Raw genomic sequence first — 16514 nt, 5'->3', positions numbered from 1 at the left:
GGTGGGGGGAGTTGGTGGGGTCCGTTTTGGGGGGGGGTTTTGGGGGGGGTTTTGTGCCCCCGCTTGGGGGAGGGGGGCTCCCACAGCCCGGGGACTTAATTACTTGATGTCCGCTTCGGTGTAGTAGCCGGAGTCGATGAGTTCCTTCTGGACGTTGTCCTTGGTGATAATCACGGACTCCAGGAGGTAGGCCGGAACAACCTTGACCTTATTGTCGTACGTCGTGGTGTCGTTGACTTCCGGTTCCTTGCCCTTGAGTACATCGTCGACCATCTTCACGGCCTGCGCACCAAGCTGGCGGGTGTCCTTGAAGATGGTGGAGTACTGCTCGCCGGCCATGATCGATTTCGCGGAGCCCTTCTCGGCGTCCTGGCCGGTGACCACGGGCAGGTCTCCGGTGGAGTAGCCGCCGGTGCTGGTCAGCGCGGAGATGATACCGATGGACAGGCCGTCGTACGGGGACAGGACGCCGTCCAGCTTGGTTCCGGAGCTGTATGCCGACGTGAGGATGTCTTCCATGCGCTTCTGGGCTACGGGTGCCTGCCAGCGCAGGATTGCGGCCTGCTCAAACTTGGTCTGGCCGCTGGGGACCTTCAGGGTGCCGGCGTCCAGGTACGGCTGGAGGGTGTCCATGGCGCCGTCCCAGAAGAAGTTGGCGTTGTTGTCATCCGGGCTGCCCGCGAACAGTTCGACGTTGAACGGACCCTTGCCCTCAACCTTGTTGCCGCTGGCATCAACCAGGCCCAGGCCGGTCAGCAGCGAGGTGGCCTGCTGTACGCCCACGGTGTAGTTGTCGAACGTGGTGTAGTAATCAACGTTCGGCGTGCCGTTGATGAGGCGGTCGTAGGCGATGACCTTTACGTTCTGTTCCTTGGCCTTGGCCAGGACGTCCGTTAGCGTGGTGCCGTCGATCGCAGCGACGATGAGCGCCTTGGCGCCCTTGGTCAGCATGTTCTCGATCTGGGAAACCTGCGTGGGAATGTCGTCGTTCGCGAACTGGAGGTCCGTTTTGTAGCCCAGTTCCTTCAGTGACTTTTCAACGTTGGCGCCATCTGCGATCCAGCGTTCAGAGGTCTGGGTGGGCATGGAAATGCCGACCACGGAGTCGCTGGGGTTTGCGGCAGTGTCCGTTGCGCCTCCGCCGCGGGTTCCGCAGCCTGCGGCGCTCATTGTGACGGCGACCGCGACTGCGACGGCGCCGAGGAATTTGCTGATTCTCACAATTTTCTCCTTTCGCGGAAAGTGCTCCGCGAAGTGGTGCTGGGCCGGCAGGCATCTGCGCCTGCCGACGGGTAGGACCGCCAGACATGTCTGGTTTTGGTGCCGAAGCCAAGGTTCTGGAACGGACAGGAAAGCCGGCTCCGCGGTATTCCGGTCGGTGTCCCGCGATGCGTCTATACATCATGGGTGTGTTAGCGCTAACAACGAAAGGATACTATGAGGGCAACTGTGCGTCAACGCACATCCCGTATTCACCGGTGAGCGGCCCGGTGTCCTGGCCAACCGGTGCCCCTGGCTAGAGTTCCGCTGTTCGGCTCTTCCGGGTCTCCTGGCGCAGCTGACCCAGGTCAATGATGGGAAGGTCGCCGTCCGTTTCGATGGCATCACCGCCGCCGTTGCGGCTGTGATAACCGGTTGAGAAGTGCCGCACCACATGCACTGCTGCCCCCGCCTCCCTGAGGACTCCTGCAACGAAGTCACGTTCCTGGTCTGTGTCCCGGGCGATTTTGTGGGTTATTTGCAAGGTAAACAGCGACAATCCCACCCTGCGGTCAAACGTCGCGGCACCCACCAGGTCCGCCTCGAATCCGCCGGGTAGCTTCCAACCGGGAGGGCATACCCAAAACCGGACATGATGACGTTGGGCAGGACTCCCGGCCACCTCCCGCTCAAAAGCCAGATCCTGCCTTCGCTGAAACACAAACAGCGGGCTGACCGGCGCTTGAGGGTAACTCCGGTGCAGCAACGCGGCGCGGACGATGCGCCCGCTACTGCGCAGCGTCACGGGATCCGGTTCGCTCCATCCCGCCCATAGCATGGCTGAGCGCAGCACCTCCGGTGTCCCAACAACCGCCAGGTTGACCGGATCCCCAAGCAACCCGTCAGAGGTCCTGGTCCTGCCGATGAAGTAGTCCGGAACGTAGATCCTGGTCAGCAGCCTGTTCAGCCTTGGCAGGAGGACATAGGAAGCCAAGACCCAGATGATCAGGAACGGCCAAAGCTGACGCCCGCCCTCGTCGATCTCATCCAGCGCCAGCCCATAGATCACCCAGCCGACCAGAGCGGTCAGGACCAAAAAGAGCGTCCGCTTGGACCATAAGAACAGGGTCTCCGACACGTTGGCGAACCGCTGCCGCCACAGCGTCCTGTTCTCCGTTGAGCCTGCCCCGCCCCTACCGGTCATGGTCCCATTATGGAGGCAGGCCGCGAATTCTGGTGGTCTATCCTCCTCCGTCGCCCAAGGTGGTGCGGGGTGAAACGCCTAGTCTTTGAACAGAGCCGCCAGGTCTTCGGCAGTGATGGCTCCGCCGGCGAGGGCCTCGCCTTCCATCACGTCGGAAAACAGCTGCGACTTGCGGGCCTTGAGCGCCATGACCTTCTCCTCGATCGTGTCCTTGGCCACCAGCCGGTAGACCATCACGTTCTTGGCCTGGCCGATCCGGTGCGTGCGGTCCACAGCCTGGGCCTCGCTGGCCGGGTTCCACCAGGGATCCAGCAGGAACACATAGTCCGCCTCAGTCAGGTTGAGGCCGAACCCGCCGGCCTTCAGTGAAATCAGGAACACGGGTGCCGTCCCCGTCTTGAAGGAATTGACGACATCGGCGCGGTTGCGGGTGCCGCCGTCGAGGTAGCAGAACTCGATACCGCGCTCCACCAGGCGTTCGCGCACCTTGCCCAGGAAGCCGGTGAACTGGCTGAAGATCAGGGCCCGGTGGCCCTCGGCCACGAGGTCATCCAGCTGTTCGAACAGCACGTCCAGCTTGCTGGACCGCACCGCTGACAAGGCGGGATCCACCAGTGACGCATCGAGACTCAGCTGCCGCAGCAGGGTCAGCGACTGGAAAATGGTGAAGCGGTTTTTGTTCACGTCTTCGATCAGGCCCAGCACCTTCTGCCGCTCGCGTTGCAGATGCGTCTGGTACACCTTCTGGTGCCGGGGGTTCAGTACCACCTCGAGGATCTGCTCCTGCTTGGGCGGGAGGTCCTTGATCACCTGGTCCTTGGTGCGGCGCATCATCAGGGGACGGACACGACGCCGGAGCTTATCCAGCTGCCCCTTGTCGCCGGCCTTTTCAATGGGCTTCTGGTAGTACTCCGCGAAGCGCTGGGGGCTGGCAAAAAGGCCGGGCGCCACAATGGAGGTCAGCGCCCAGAACTCCATGAGGTTGTTTTCCAGCGGCGTTCCGGTGACCGCCAGCTTGAAGCCGGCCGGCAGCTTCCGGGCACACTGGTACGCCTTGGACTGGTGGTTTTTGACGAACTGGGCCTCGTCCAGCACCAGGCCCGCCCACGTGCGGCCCGCGTAGGAGTCATAGTCGATCCGGAACAGGGCGTAGGACGTGATCACAATGTCGACGCCGTCCAGGACGTCCGCCGGGGTGGCGCCGCTCTTGGCAAAAGTTTCGCCGATCGCATGGACCTTCAGGCCCGGCGCGAAGCGGGCGGCCTCGCTGGCCCAGTTGCCTACCACGCTGGTGGGGGCCACCACCAGGAACGGGGCAGTGCCGTTGCCATCGTCGGTGTCCTCAACGGCTTCCTTCGCGGCGCACATCAGCGCCAGCGTCTGCACGGTTTTACCCAGGCCCATGTCGTCAGCCAGCACGCCGCCCAGGCCGTGCCGGTACAAGAAGGTCAGCCAGTTAAATCCCTCCAGCTGGTACGGACGCAGCTCGGCGTTAAGGGTGCCAGGCAGCGGGAGTCCGTCCACACCGCCGTCGAGCAGTCCGCCTACGGCGTCCCGCCAGGCGGCCGCCTGCTGGTCCACGATCCCCAGGTGCGCCAACTCGTCCCACAGTCCGGCCTGGAAGCGGCTGATCTGCAGCGGGGCGTCCTTGTTGTCCTGCAGTGCGCGGGCCTCGTCGATCAGCTCGCGGAGCTGGTGCAGCTCCGGAATGTCCAGTGAGAAGTAGGCGCCGCTGGGCAGCAGCATGCGGCTCTGGCCCGCCGCGAGGGCGGAAAAGACGTTGCCGAACGCCAGCTGCTGGCCTTCGAGTGTGATAACGATCCCGAGGTCGAACCAGTCCCGTTGCTCAGTGGCGGAGGTGGAAATCGAGACGACGGGCGCTTCTTCGGATTCGCGGTAATCGGCGATGTCGCCGGTGGTCTCCACCTGGACGCCGGGTGCCTGGCGCAGCTGTGGAAGCAGCTCCTCGGTGAAGGTGAGGGTGTCCAGGCCCTTGAGCTCGGCAGTGGGCGCGAGCCGGGGTGTTCCCCAGCCGCCGGTCATGGACTCGCCCAGGGCAGCGACAACTTCCCAGGGCCTGCCCAGCTCTTCAAGGATGCGGTCTTCGTTGACGGGGTCGCGGAAGCCTTCGTCCCCCGGATGCGGCCAGAGCGGCTGCGCTGTGACCTTCGTGCCCGCGCGGTAATGCCATTCCCAGTGCAGCCGTACGTGGTGGTCCGCCCCGTAGTTGGCCAACAGGGAGAGCGTGGGCACAGCCAGGACGGGCAGCTCCACGGATTCATCCTTGGCCGTGATCCGCGCGGACTGCTTGAGCTTGGGGTAGTAGCCGGAAAGGAAGCGGGCCTCATCCCGGGCGGGAATGTGCAGCGAGTTCCCGGACGTGACAAAGGAAAGCAGCTCTTCGCTGAGATTTTCCTCAAGCGGAGCCAGGCACAGCTGCTGCTCCGCCTTGGAAACCGGCGGCATTTCGGCAGCAATTTGCCCCATGGGCAGCGAATAGAAAATGCCGTGTGCCGGCCTGCCAATCGTCCCCACCAGGGACGGATCGATCTCTTCGCCGTTCACGGAAATCGAGGACGCCAGGTCCAACCCGTCGCCGCCGCTGTTGTTGTCGGCGGACCGGCTCAAGTTAAGGCTCACGACGGCGGGATCACCTGCAAGTGCCACCGGTTCCTGGGCGCGGCCGTGGATCAGCGTCAGGCCGATCTGCTGTGCCTCGGCGAGCAGGGTCCAGAGGTTTCGCGAGCCGAAGGTGTTCATGCCGAGCCAAAGGGCGGTGGGATCGTAGCTGCCGCTGCGCCGGGTGGAGTGCGCAGCGAAAAACCTGGTCAGCCAGTCAAGGTGTGCCTGGTTGGCGTCTTGCTGGTAGGTGAGGTTGTACCAGGAGAGGTCACCGCGGATCCATTTGCCCCTGCTGCCCATCATCATGGGGCGGGCACGGAGCTGGCGGAAACTCCGGATCGGATCGCGGCGCCCTGTGTAGGAGAAGTGCGGCGGCGGTTCCTCCACCTCGAACTGGAGGGCCAGGGCGGTTCCGCCGGCAGGCTTCCCGGGGCCGCCGCCGGTCCCGGAGAGCAACGGACCAAGAGCCCTCTCCCAGTCGCTCAGCTCAGCGCCGGGCTGCCGGCGCAGCGCGGTGGCCGCCGGGGGAGCCAGCAGCTGCGCCCGGATGGCCGGATTGTCCTCGGCAGAAAACAGCAGGGCGGCCACATGCTTGCAGTCCTTGCGCACCGGGCAGCTGCAGATGCCCACCGTGCAGCTCCACCCCCCGCCCTTGCGGACCAGCTTGGCCGACGTGGAATACGGCGTAGCGGCACCGCCGCGGACCTTGCCCAGCAAAAGCCCGGTGCCGGCGTCGAACTGCATCCCGCTCACGCGGCTGCCCATGGCGTAGGCTAGCCCGGCCGCGAGGGAACGGTCGTTAATGGCAGGAGTCTGGATTGCCAGGGCCGCACTTTCGTCCGGTTGGGATGGCATGGGAGCGCACTACTTTCGGCAGGCCGCCACATAATGCGACCGCGGGTTGATTATCTGATCCATCTTAGTCAAGCTCTGACGCCCCTCAAACCTGGGAGAGAAAAGCCTGGGTAAACCCCTCAAACTTCGCCTGACGTTCACTTGGGGCTGGGTGGGAGCAGAGTGCGCCCGTCCTACTCTGAAAGTGTCCCGAACAGTCCGCAACAGCCGTGAGGATCGCCATGACGAACAACGAATACCCCGTAGTCCTGACCATCGACAGCCGGGATGCCAGCGAAGTCGTCGACTCCAACGTTGACGTGGTGAACACGATGTACCAGGAGCTCCTGGGCTCGGATGAGATCGCGTCGAACGCCCTGCGCAGCTACTACGTTGACTTCTACCTCACCCAGGCGCTGGACGGTGGGTTTGCCCAGTACGTCTTCACCGCGCCGGAGCGCGAAGAATTGGACGCCTACATCCGCGAGGGCCTCGAGGGCATGGGCGCCACAGCACACCTGGACCTGTTCAACCGGACCGTTGCCGCGTTCGATGCCCTCAGCGAATCCGAAGCTGACGAATATCTCGACGGGGACACCGACGACGATGACGAGACTTCCCCGGCCGTGCTGGAGCTCGAGGAACTCGACAACGAGTTCGAGACACTGCTGGAAACCGAGGACATCACCGCCCTCAACGCCGCCTGGCTGCTCAGCCAGGAGGGCCTCCTGGTGCTGGACAATGACGACCTCAACGCCCATATTGCCGTGCGCGTTTCCCGCGTTCCGGATATGGCCGAGCGCCAGGCGGAAGCCGAAGAGGAATCCCGGGAAAACGCCCCGGAATTCGAGGTGATCATTCGCGAACTGTGCGATGTGGCGGGCTACTCGCTGGAAAGGATCACCATGGGCGATCCCAACTACATGCATGACGGGGCGAAGGTCCTGGCCTGGCACTTTGCCACGGACCACGGCGACTTCATCATGGTTGAAGAGGAAGAAGAGGCCTTTATGATCAACCCAGCCAATGGCGAGATCATTGCCGCCGTCGAGTTCGAAGAAGCGGAAGACGAAGACGATGACGACTTCGAGGACGCAGAGGAAGATCCGGCCAAGGTAGGCGCCTAAGCCCTTCGCTCAGCGAGTTGGGCGTTAAGGCACGTGGTGGCGTTCGTCAGCCGTTCAGCGAACAGAACTCACGCACCAGCTCCGGATCTTCACACGCCCTGGCAAACGCCTCGATCCGCCGTTCGATCTCCCGGTCCAGCAGCCAGGTACCGATCTTCTCCGCAACCGGCCGCAACCACGCGGGGCGGCAGGAAAAGGTGTACTTCCAGACTGCCCGGGTGCCGGCGTCGTCCTCGGTGAAACGCCAGCCGCCGCCGAACGTTTCGAAGAACCACGGGCCGGACACCATGGTCATCCCCACATTCCGCGGCGGCATGAAGGACACATATTCGCTGACCATCACCAGGCCCATCCGCGAAACCGTCCGGGTCCGGACACCCTTTCCGGCAGCCGTGGCGCCGTCCATCCAGTGCTGCCGGGAGATGAAGGGATCCCATTTGCGCCGGAACGCTCCGGAGGACTGGGAGAAAGCGAAAGCGGTGTCAGGATCGAGCCTGATGGACCGTTCGGCGCGTACCTGGGGCATGGCTTCACCCTATCGGCTTCCCTGTAGGACAGGGGGAGCCGAGGTGTGTTACATCCGGGCGAGGCGGGCGCGCACCATCATGTAGATGCCGTAACAGATCAAACCGAGGCCGACGGCGGTGAGCAGGTATACGCCGAAAGGTTGCTCCCGGAGGGCCTTCAGTCCGCCGTCGAGCCCGGTGGACTGTTCCGGGGTGGCGCGCAGGGTGGCGAGGACGATCAACAGTCCGACCAGCAGGAGCACGGCGCCTTTGGCCACGTAGCCGCTGATGCCCAAACCCAGCACCGCGCGCCGCAACGCAGGCTGGCGCGGCAGGCTCAGGTGCTTCGCGAAGGACCTCCGGATGCCGCGGACTGCATACACGGCTCCGGCAATCGCGATGCCGGCGCCCGCCGTCACCAGCAGGGCAACGCCGCCGGGCGCCTTCAGGATAGTCAGGGTCAGGTCCGTAGCGGAGCGGCTGTTATCGCCGCTGGAGCCGGTGCCCAAAGCGAAGGATGCGAGGGTGGCGGCTAAACCTGCGAAGATGACGGCCTGCCCCGCGGCCTTCAGTTTGGTTGCTGCCTTCCTGCGTTTGGATAGGTGGCTGAAATCGAAGATCGCGTCACTGGCCTGCCAGAGGGCAAGGGCGGCACATGCAGCGAAACTGCTCCACAGCAGTACGGGTCCGGCAGGCCGGCTGGCCAGTTCGGACACCGCGCCGCTGACGTCCGCACGGCCACTGCCGCCCACAGCAAGCCTGATCGCGATGAAGCCGATCAGCAGGTGGAGCAGTCCGCTCACTGCGAAGCCCGTACGGGCCACCACTTCCAGGGCATGGGAATTGGTGACGTCTTCTGCCGCCGCCGCAGCATGCTTAAGTTCGCGTTTCATGTCAGGTCCTCACCGCGGTGGCATCACTGGCTAAATCGTGCCATGCCGGGGTGCACTCTGGAAGCACCGCCTGCCGGGCTGAACCGTGTGGCGGACAGGTCCGGCTAGACCCTTCGGTAGCAGAGGTCAAAGATCATCCGGCCGGCTTCGTGGGCCTTCGCCTCGAAGCTGGTCAGGATGCGGCCTTCGAACCGGGGTGCCCAGCCGCCAGCCAGATCCACGCCTTCGTTGGGTCCGGTGTGCGCCGTGCTGACCGGATCGCGGCCTTCGCGCACGGGCGCGCCGCCCACCACGGATTCGACGCCGGATTCCCACACCTGGGTGAGCGGGCTGTCCGCACCGCTGCGCTCACCTTCGTGGAGGTTTTCAAAGTCCGGAGCCGCAGCCATGACCTCGCGGACGTGCACGGCGTAGTTGGACCAGTCGGTGGCGATCCGGAACAATCCGCCCGGGTCCAGCGCACGGGCCGCCAGCGCAGCGAACTCCGGCTGGATCAGGCGGCGCTTGTGATGCCGTGATTTGTGCCAGGGGTCCGGGAAAAACACCCACAGCTCGCTGACGGAGCCAGCCGGCAGCATGGTGGCCAGGACCTCGGGGGCGTTTGCTTCTACAACGCGGACGTTTTCCAGGCCGCGGCTGTTGATCTTGATGATGGTGTTGGCCAGTCCGGGGGTGTATACCTCCACCGCCAGGAAGTCCTTGTCCGGGTTCTCCGCGGCTGCGTGGCAGATTGCGTCCCCCAGCCCGGACCCGATCTCCACCACCAGGGGCGCCTTACGGCCAAACTCCGCGACGGCGTCGAAGGTGTACTCCGGGTGGACGGAGGTGTTGGCGACGTGCCGGGGAACGTCAATAGCCCAACGCTCTGCATGATCCTCCCAGGCGGTCTGCCGGCGGCCTTGCAGCCGGGTCCCGCGGCGCACAAAACTCACCGGCCGGCCGCCGTAGGTGCCAAAGGATGCCTGCGTTCCGGGCGTGACGGGGCGGGGTGTTTGCGGGGCCTGGGGGGATTCACTCATCCCTTCCAGAATACCTGCGCTGGGATTACTCCTGTGGCGCCCGCATCCTGCGGCGCGAGTTGGCCAGGTGGTTGCGCATTGCCGCTGCTGCTGCCAGACCATCACCATCGGCGACGGCGGCCAGCACTGAGCGGTGTTCGTGGACCACTTGCGCGAAGTGGTCACGCGCATAGTGAGGCTGGTCATGGGTGAGGCGCGTGCGGGGCATGGCGATCATGGTCTGCCCCAGGGCGCTCAGGCAGTCAAGATAGAACGGGTTCCCGGAGGCCGCAGCCACGGCCCGGTGGAACTCGTAGTCCGCCTTCATGGCCAGGGCCGGATGTTCGGCGCTGTCCGCAAATTCTGCGAGGGCATTCTCCGCGGCTTTGAGGTGCCTGTCCGTGCGGTTCAGGGCTGCCAGGGCGGCGGCTTCGGATTCCACTCCGATCCGGAACTCCAGGAGGTGGATGCGGTCCTCCAGGGTGACAGGGGTGCGGATGCCGGGAGCCGCCGTCGTACCGGACGACGGCGGCGTGAGCGCAAAGCTGCCACGTCCCCGTTCGGTGGCCACCAGTCCCTCCGCCTGCAGCCGGGTAAGCGCGGCCCGGACCACGGTGCGGCTGACGCCGTGTTCGCTGATCAGGGTGTTTTCGCTGGGCAGCTTTTCACCGGGCCGGATGGCACCTTCGACGATGCGGCTGCGAAGGTCCGCGGTCAGCTCAGCGGTCAGGTTCCGGCTCATGGCTCCTACGTTACGTGGCGGAGGGCCCGCCGAACTGCACGGACTCGGTGGTCCAGGCCCGGGCCTTATCGCTCAGGGTGACGCCGAGGCCTGGCCGGTCCGGAACGATCATCCGGCCGTCCTTGGTTTCCAGGCGTTCGTTGAAGAGCGGATCCAGCCAGTCGAAGTGCTCCACCCAGGGCTCGCGCGGGTAGGCGGCGGCCAGGTGCAAGTGGATTTCCATGGCGAAGTGCGGTGCCAGTCCAAGGCCGCGCTCGTCCGCCAGCGCGGCGAGTCGGAGGAACTGGGTGATGCCGCCGACCCGCGGGGCGTCTGGCTGGATGATGTCGCAGCCGTGGGCGTTGATGAGGCCCTTGTGTTCAGCCACGGAGGCCAGCATCTCACCGGTGGCGATAGGGGTGTCCAAGACGTTGGCCAGGTGGGCATGGCCCTCGAAGTCGTACGCGTCCAGGGGCTCCTCGATCCAAACCAGGTTGAATTCCTCCAGCTGGCGTCCCATCCGGAGGGCGGTGGCGCGGTCCCACTGCTGGTTCGCGTCCACCATCAATGGCACGTCCCAGCCGATGTGCTCGCGGATGCCGGCCACCCGGCGCAGGTCTTCCCTGCTGTCCGGCAGGCCTACCTTGATCTTGATGCCGCCAATGCCGTCCGCCAGCGATTGCGTGGCCCGCTCCCTGACCTCGTCCAGGGTGGCGTTGAGGAAGCCGCCGGAGGTGTTGTAGGTCTGCACGGAATCGCGGTAGGAGCCCAGCAGTTTGGCCAGGGGGAGTCCGGCACGCTTGGCTTTCAGGTCATAAAGGGCGATGTCGACGGCGGCCAGCGCCTGGGTGGCCACACCGGACCTGCCCACCGACGCGCCCGCCCACAGGAGCTTGGTGTAAATCTTCCCAATGTCGTTGGGGTCCTCGCCGATCAGCCCCTCGGCCACTTCCTTGGCATGCGCATATTGGGCAGGACCGCCGGCGCGCTTGGAGTAGCTGAAGCCAAGTCCGTGATGGCCCAGTTCCGTGGTGATCTCCGCGAACAGGAACACCACTTCGGTCATGGGCTTCTGCCGGCCCGTGAACACTTTTGCGTCGCTGATTGGGACGGCCAGCGGCAGGGTGGCGGTGGACAGCTTGACGTGTCGAATGAGGTCGACAGTGCTCATGGGTTCTCCTCGGCTGAAAGGGGCTTCATCGCCACTTCACTGAGCATACAAGTCAACAACTTGTGTATCAAGTTGGCTGGACTATCGCTCCTCCAGCTCGAAGTCCAGATCCAGGTCCTCCGGAGCGCCCAGCAGCCGCCAAGTGGTGGCTATCCTGGCCGTGGGCAGTGCGGACGCCGCCGGCATCCGGTCCGCAGCTTCCAGCTGAGCCAGGTCCAGCCCGGTCAGCGCGGCGATATCCCGGATGGGTACCTGGAAGGTGCGGAACGGTCCCAGCGGCGGGGCCTCCGTGTCGCTTTCCCGGGCCGCCCCGGGCCTCGGTACGTCCGGCAGTCCGGCCAGTTGCGGCGTCTGGTCCACGATGTAGCCGGTGGCAGCCAGCTGGCCGTCCTGGATAAACGCGGCCACCTTGAAGAACTGCAGCGGGATCTGGACGCCGCGGTACACCGGGTCCTTGCTGCCGAAGATGGTGCCGGTGAATACCACCAGCCGCCTGCTGTAGTCCGTGGCGTGGTCCAGCAGGTAGGACTCCAGCCCCAGCCAGAGTTCCATGCCTTGGTTGAAGTCAGCTGCCTGTGGGGCGGCGTTGGTGTAGTAGAAGGTGTCCCGGTTAGCCTGAGCGGCTTCAGCCCGCGTGGTGCCCCACACGGCTGATGCCCGGCGGACCAGGTGCCCGCGGTCGATGTCGTTCCGGGCGTACAAGGCCTCACCTGCCTGCTGGTCCGTCGGCACCCGCGGGTCCAGCCGCCAGTTGATGCCGGAGCGGTCCAGTTCAAACAGCTTTCCGCCATCGATCCCCAACGCCGTTACAGCGGCAAGCCGCTTGTCCGGGCGCAGCAGCACGGAAAAATGCGTATAGGGCAGCATTACGGTCTTCACGCCACGGAGCGAGGGGACAGGCAGGACCGGCCCCAGGAAGGTTTCATCAAAGCCTTCCCGGTCCGCGAGATCACGGGGTGCTTGAGCGAGCGGGGCCTGCGTCAGATCATCCATGCGCAGAAGCTATCAGGTGCCGGTGACAGCGAGGTGAACACGGCGTTTGAATTAGTCAGCCCGTTGATTCAGGCCTGGCCCGCCCCCGCATGAGCGCCCGGAATGCGCGCTTTGTGAATCAGGTACCGGCTCCCTGCAAGAATGGGCGCGTGAGCCAAGCACCCGATGCAGCAGCTGGAGCGGCGCCCGGTGCAGTCCCTGCTGCGGCGCCGCACACTCCCGCCCATCCCGATCATCAGTCGCATCGCCGCCGGCTCGCCTTCCTGGGCGTCTGCCTCGTACTGATCGGGCTGAATCTTCGTACCGTCTTCTCCAGTTTCTCTGCGGTACTTCCGGAACTGACCGCCGACGTCGGCCTGCCGGGCTGGGCGGTGGTGGTGCTCACCACCGTGCCGGTCACCCTCCTGGGCGTTTTTGCGCCACTTGCTCCCTTCCTGGCCCGCCGCTTTGGAGCCGAGCGGGTGCTCTTGGGTGCCATGGCAGTGCTGACGGGCGGCCTGCTGCTGCGTCCCTGGGAAGTGCCGGGTTCGGGCCATCTACCGGCGCTGCTGGCCGGAACTGCGCTGTGCGGGGCGGCGATCGCGTTGTGCAATGTCCTGCTGCCGGGAGTGGTGAAGCGCGATTTCCCGCACCGGCTGGGCCTGATGGGCGGCCTTTACACTACTGCGATCTGTGCTTCGGCGGCGCTGGGAGCCGGCGTCACCTACCCGGTGTACACGGCTTCGGGGGAGTGGACTACGGCGCTGTGGTTCTGGACGGTTCCCGCCGCCGTCGTACTTCTGCTGTTCCTGCCGCTGGCACTCCGGAAGCGCACCGATCCTGCCCCGCCCGCCGGTGGCGGCATCAGCGTCTGGCGTTCCCGTGTTGCCTGGCAGGTGACCCTGTTTATGGTGCTGCAGGCCATGATGTCCTTCAGCGGATTCGCGTGGCTCTCGCCGATCCTGCGCGAACGCGGTATCGACGGCGGAACGGCCGGGGCGCTGGTCGCCGCCTCGATTGTGCTGCAGATGCTGGGTTCCCTCTTCGCCCCGGCATTGGCAGCGAGGATGTGGGACCAGCGGGCCATCAACGTGGCAGTGGCGCTGATGACGGGAACCGGGTTCGCGCTGAGTATTTTCGGCCCGCTGGAGCTGGTCTGGGTGTGGGTGGGCCTGTTGGGGCTGGGGCAGGGGAGCCTCACGGCTGTTGCCCTGACCATGATCATGCTCCGCACCCGGGATGGCCACACTGCGGCCCGGCTGTCCGGGATGATGCAGGGCATCGGGTACGGTCTGGGGTCCAGCGGCACTTTGCTGGTGGGGCAGCTGCACCAGCTGACCGGGACGTTTGCCGCCGCGGGGGCGCTGTTCCTGGTGGTGGGGGCGCTTGCCGCGGTGTTTGGCTATCGGGCGGGAATCAGGCGGTCCGTGGGCGGTTAGATGTCCCCGCCGTCCGGTTCAGTCCAGAGCCTTGCACCAGAGCCGTGGATACCCAGCGAATCGTCGGGGTTCTGCAGCCGGCACGCCTTCAGGCTGAGGCACCCGCAGCCGATGCAGCCGTCCAAATCCCGCCGGAGGTGTTCCAGGGCGGCAATCCGCTGATCCAGCTCGGTCCGCCACAAGCGCGAGAGCCGGGACCAGTCGCTTTTGGTGGGCGTCCGGCCATCCGGCAGCGACTCCAGTGCCGTGCGGATCTCCTTGAGTGGGATGCCTACCCGCTGGGACACTCGGATGAACGCCACCCGCCGCAGCGCATCACGACGGTACCTTCGCTGGTTGCCGGACGTGCGCTCGGAGCTGATCAGTCCGCTGCGCTCGTAAAAATGAAGGGCCGACGGCGCCACCCCGCTGCGCTGGGCCAACTCACCGATGCTGAGGGTATGGTGCGCTGTGGTGCCGGGCTGTGACATGCTTCCCCCTAATGGTCCGATGTGGGGCCACTGCCGCCCTTGACCTCAACAATAGTTGAGGTTCTAGCGTTGCGTCCATGACTACGAACCAGGCTTCCGCCGTGAGTGATTCCAGCCCTCCCATACCTTCCCAGCCGACCCCGGCGACGGACCGGCAGGATGGCCCTACCAGCGGCGGCATCCTCAGGCGCCCGTACCTCTGGGCCACCATCGGTTCGTGCGCGCTGGTCTTCCTCAGCGCCTTCGAATCGCTGGCGGTCACCACCATCATGCCGCTGGTCAGCCGTGAACTCGATGGAGCGGCGCTCTACGCCCTTGCTTTCGCAGGCCCGCTGGCTACCGGCGTCATTGGCATGGTCGCAGCCGGAAACTGGTCCGACAGGCGAGGACCCGCGCTGCCGCTCTATACCTCCGTAGCCCTGTTTGTTGTGGGCCTGCTGATCGCGGGAACCTCCACCACCATGGGCGCGCTGGTGGCGGGCCGGCTGGTGCAGGGGCTGGGCGGCGGAGCCATCACCGTGGCCCTCTATGTGGTGGTGGCCCGGGTGTACCCGCCGGTGCTGCACGCCAAGATCTTCGCTGCGTTCGCCGCCGCCTGGGTCATTCCCTCGCTGGTAGGCCCGGTAGCTGCAGGCGTCGTTGCTGAGGTGATCAGCTGGCATTGGGTGTTCCTTGGCGTGGTGTTCCTGGTGGTTCCCGCGCTCGCCATGATCGTTCCGGTGTTACGCGGGATCGACCATCAACCGGCCGCCCAACCGGTCCGCTGGGACCTCGGCCGGCTCGGCTGGGCCCTGCTGGCTGCCATCGCCGTCCTGGCGCTCAACCTGTCCAGCCAGATCCGTGCGGAAGGCCTGGTGCTGGCCGGACCGCTCGTGGCCCTCGCCGCCGTCGTGGTTGCCCTCCTTGCCGTGCGGCCGCTGCTGCCGCCGGGAACGTTGGTCTCCCGGCGCGGACTGCCCAGCGTCATCCTGTCCCGCGGCATGGTCTCCGCGGCGTTCTTCGGCGCCGAGGTGTACCTGCCGTACCTGCTGATCGAGCGCTACGCCTTCACCCCGGCGTTTGCCGGCCTGGCGCTCACCCTGGCAGCCGTGGCGTGGGCGGCAGCGTCACTGATCCAGGGTCGGCTCGGCACCAGGCTGAGCCACCGCACCGCCGTATGGTTCGGTACCGTGATGGTCGTCGGCGCTATCGGCATAGTGTTGGCCACTGCCACGCTTAACTGGCCTGCCGCCGTCGCGATTGTTGCCTGGTTGTTCGCCGGAGGCGGGATGGGGCTGATGTACCCGCGCCTGAGCGTGATGATGCTGGCACAGTCCACCAAGGACACCGAGGGCTTCAACAGCTCCGCCCTCTCCATCGCGGACTCGCTGGGCGGAGCGCTGGCCCTTGCCGCCACGGGGCTGGTCTTTGCAGCATTTACGACGCCGGAAGAGTCCTTCGCAGGGGTCTTCGCCTTCGCTGCGGTGCTGGCGGTCGCAGCGGTCCTGGTGGCGCCGCGGGTGGGGTCAGGGACTCGGCGAGGACCAGCCTAAATATCAATGACCAGACGGGTTGCGCGGACCACGGCATCGCCAAGGGTGAATTCGTGGCCGTCAGATCCGGTGGCCCTGCGTTCGCGTACGGTGCAGACTTCAAGCTGCCATTCAGGAGTCTCCAGCCGTAGCTCGGCGGCCGCCTCCTCCGGCGTGAAGAACATGTCCGATCCCTCGTGGCTGCCCCCTGGCGGCAAGTGGTCCGGGTGATGGCCCACAATCAGCAGGGTACCTCCCGGGCACACACCGGCCGCAGCGGCGGCCAGCGCCTGCTGCCACGGCAGCACGGTGGAGTGCAGGAACTGGGCGGAAACCAGCGCGAACTCCGGCTCCGGAGTCCATTCCGCCAGGTCATGCTGCTCCCAGGAAATCCGGCCGCCGTGGGCGTGTCCGCTGCTGGTGGCATGCTCCCTCGCCCTTCCCAACGCCACTGTGGAAACGTCGACGGCGGTCACGGTCCAGCCCTGTTCAGCGAGCCAGAGGGCGTCCGCACCTTCGCCGCAGCCCAGGTCCAGGGCCTTCGCCGGCTTGAGTCCGGCGGCTTCCTTGACCAGTTGAGGGTTGGGTTTGCCGCTCCAGACCTGCGGGCGGGCTAAATACATTTCGTCCCACATCCGGGCGGCGTCAGCGGGCACGCCGTCCCCGTGTTCTGGCTGGTAATCGTGCGCATCGTGGGAACCGGCGTCGTGAGTATCCTGCGTCATGCATCCAAGCCTGCACCGGGCGGTTCGCCACCGCAACAGTGGGCGGCACCACCGCGGGGCGAACGGCCCTGCCGGTTGCTTTCGGGACGTGTCACGGCGCCGTCGCGACGGCGTGTCCGCG

14 protein-coding genes are annotated in these 16514 nt (G+C 65.5%); 3 read left to right on the top strand and 11 right to left on the bottom strand.

Annotated elements, in window-relative coordinates; genetic code table 11:
* Positions 1–99: 99 nt before the first annotated feature.
* The 3 genes from chvE to AC50X5_RS06095 all read right to left on the bottom strand — a co-directional run bounded on the left by chvE (position 100) and on the right by AC50X5_RS06095 (position 5881).
* A complete protein-coding gene (gene chvE / locus AC50X5_RS06105; RefSeq protein ID WP_494975183.1) occupies positions 100–1221 on the bottom strand; it encodes a multiple monosaccharide ABC transporter substrate-binding protein in 1122 nt (373 codons plus the stop codon).
* Positions 1222–1516: 295 nt separating this feature from the next.
* On the bottom strand, positions 1517–2404 hold the full coding sequence (locus tag AC50X5_RS06100; RefSeq protein ID WP_494975182.1) for an LssY C-terminal domain-containing protein: 888 nt from the start codon (positions 2402–2404) through the stop codon (positions 1517–1519).
* Positions 2405–2482: 78 nt separating this feature from the next.
* Positions 2483–5881 carry a DEAD/DEAH box helicase gene (locus tag AC50X5_RS06095; RefSeq protein WP_494975181.1) on the bottom strand — a complete coding sequence of 1133 codons (3399 nt, stop codon included), beginning with the start codon at positions 5879–5881 and terminating at the stop codon, positions 2483–2485.
* Between the two features lie 221 nt (positions 5882–6102).
* On the opposite strand from AC50X5_RS06095, the gene AC50X5_RS06090 reads away from it, so the two are divergent.
* A complete protein-coding gene (locus AC50X5_RS06090; protein ID WP_494975180.1) occupies positions 6103–6987 on the top strand; it encodes a DMP19 family protein in 885 nt (294 codons plus the stop codon).
* A 46-nt stretch (positions 6988–7033) separates the two neighbouring features.
* On the opposite strand, the gene AC50X5_RS06085 is transcribed toward AC50X5_RS06090, so the two are convergent.
* The 6 genes from AC50X5_RS06085 to AC50X5_RS06060 all read right to left on the bottom strand — a co-directional run bounded on the left by AC50X5_RS06085 (position 7034) and on the right by AC50X5_RS06060 (position 12269).
* Positions 7034–7513 carry an SRPBCC family protein gene (locus tag AC50X5_RS06085; RefSeq protein WP_494975179.1) on the bottom strand — a complete coding sequence of 160 codons (480 nt, stop codon included), beginning with the start codon at positions 7511–7513 and terminating at the stop codon, positions 7034–7036.
* A gap of 48 nt (positions 7514–7561) precedes the next feature.
* Positions 7562–8386 carry a DUF1206 domain-containing protein gene (locus tag AC50X5_RS06080; RefSeq protein ID WP_494975178.1) on the bottom strand — a complete coding sequence of 275 codons (825 nt, stop codon included), beginning with the start codon at positions 8384–8386 and terminating at the stop codon, positions 7562–7564.
* A gap of 104 nt (positions 8387–8490) precedes the next feature.
* A complete protein-coding gene (gene trmB / locus AC50X5_RS06075) occupies positions 8491–9405 on the bottom strand; it encodes a tRNA (guanosine(46)-N7)-methyltransferase TrmB (protein WP_494975177.1) in 915 nt (304 codons plus the stop codon).
* A gap of 25 nt (positions 9406–9430) precedes the next feature.
* Positions 9431–10126 (bottom strand): FadR/GntR family transcriptional regulator, encoded by a 696-nt coding sequence (locus tag AC50X5_RS06070; RefSeq protein WP_494975176.1) that lies wholly within the window; start codon positions 10124–10126, stop codon positions 9431–9433.
* Positions 10127–10136: 10 nt separating this feature from the next.
* A complete protein-coding gene (locus tag AC50X5_RS06065; RefSeq protein ID WP_494975175.1) occupies positions 10137–11276 on the bottom strand; it encodes an L-talarate/galactarate dehydratase in 1140 nt (379 codons plus the stop codon).
* A gap of 81 nt (positions 11277–11357) precedes the next feature.
* A complete protein-coding gene (locus tag AC50X5_RS06060; RefSeq protein ID WP_494975174.1) occupies positions 11358–12269 on the bottom strand; it encodes a DNA/RNA non-specific endonuclease in 912 nt (303 codons plus the stop codon).
* 149 nt (positions 12270–12418) lie between these two features.
* Here AC50X5_RS06060 and AC50X5_RS06055 point away from each other — a divergent pair, with 149 nt between their 5' ends.
* Complete coding sequence (locus AC50X5_RS06055; protein WP_494975173.1) at positions 12419–13687, top strand: MFS transporter; 1269 nt, start codon at positions 12419–12421, stop codon at positions 13685–13687.
* Here AC50X5_RS06055 and soxR read toward each other — a convergent pair.
* Positions 13684–14157, bottom strand: coding sequence for a redox-sensitive transcriptional activator SoxR (soxR, locus tag AC50X5_RS06050; RefSeq protein WP_494975172.1), 474 nt, complete (start codon positions 14155–14157; stop codon positions 13684–13686). The genes AC50X5_RS06055 and soxR overlap by 4 nt on opposite strands.
* Before the next feature lie 77 nt (positions 14158–14234).
* On the opposite strand from soxR, the gene AC50X5_RS06045 reads away from it, so the two are divergent.
* Positions 14235–15689 (top strand): MFS transporter, encoded by a 1455-nt coding sequence (locus tag AC50X5_RS06045; protein ID WP_494975171.1) that lies wholly within the window; start codon positions 14235–14237, stop codon positions 15687–15689.
* On the opposite strand, the gene AC50X5_RS06040 is transcribed toward AC50X5_RS06045, so the two are convergent.
* The gene (locus tag AC50X5_RS06040) at positions 15686–16393 is read right to left on the bottom strand and encodes a class I SAM-dependent methyltransferase (RefSeq protein WP_494975170.1); all 708 of its coding nucleotides are present in this window, start codon (positions 16391–16393) and stop codon (positions 15686–15688) included. The genes AC50X5_RS06045 and AC50X5_RS06040 overlap by 4 nt on opposite strands.
* Between the last annotated feature and the right edge of the window lie 121 nt (positions 16394–16514).

Source organism: Pseudarthrobacter sp. MDT1-40-2, assembly GCF_059383595.1.
The sequence above is the reverse complement of the archived record's forward strand: the minus strand, read 5'-3'. Positions and strand labels throughout refer to the sequence as shown.

Bases quoted from the DNA above. Each gene is read 5' to 3' on its own strand.
- trmB (WP_494975177.1), bottom strand. From the start codon at position 9,405: ATGAGTGAATCCCCCCAGGCCCCGCAAACACCCCGCCCCGTCACGCCC.
- AC50X5_RS06045 (WP_494975171.1), top strand. From the start codon at position 14,235: ATGACTACGAACCAGGCTTCCGCCGTGAGTGATTCCAGCCCTCCCATA.
- AC50X5_RS06095 (WP_494975181.1), bottom strand. From the start codon at position 5,881: ATGCCATCCCAACCGGACGAAAGTGCGGCCCTGGCAATCCAGACTCCT.
- AC50X5_RS06080 (WP_494975178.1), bottom strand. From the start codon at position 8,386: ATGAAACGCGAACTTAAGCATGCTGCGGCGGCGGCAGAAGACGTCACC.
- AC50X5_RS06090 (WP_494975180.1), top strand. From the start codon at position 6,103: ATGACGAACAACGAATACCCCGTAGTCCTGACCATCGACAGCCGGGAT.
- AC50X5_RS06085 (WP_494975179.1), bottom strand. From the start codon at position 7,513: ATGCCCCAGGTACGCGCCGAACGGTCCATCAGGCTCGATCCTGACACC.
- AC50X5_RS06060 (WP_494975174.1), bottom strand. From the start codon at position 12,269: ATGGATGATCTGACGCAGGCCCCGCTCGCTCAAGCACCCCGTGATCTC.
- AC50X5_RS06065 (WP_494975175.1), bottom strand. From the start codon at position 11,276: ATGAGCACTGTCGACCTCATTCGACACGTCAAGCTGTCCACCGCCACC.
- AC50X5_RS06070 (WP_494975176.1), bottom strand. From the start codon at position 10,126: ATGAGCCGGAACCTGACCGCTGAGCTGACCGCGGACCTTCGCAGCCGC.
- soxR (WP_494975172.1), bottom strand. From the start codon at position 14,157: ATGTCACAGCCCGGCACCACAGCGCACCATACCCTCAGCATCGGTGAG.
- AC50X5_RS06040 (WP_494975170.1), bottom strand. From the start codon at position 16,393: ATGACGCAGGATACTCACGACGCCGGTTCCCACGATGCGCACGATTAC.
- AC50X5_RS06100 (WP_494975182.1), bottom strand. From the start codon at position 2,404: ATGACCGGTAGGGGCGGGGCAGGCTCAACGGAGAACAGGACGCTGTGG.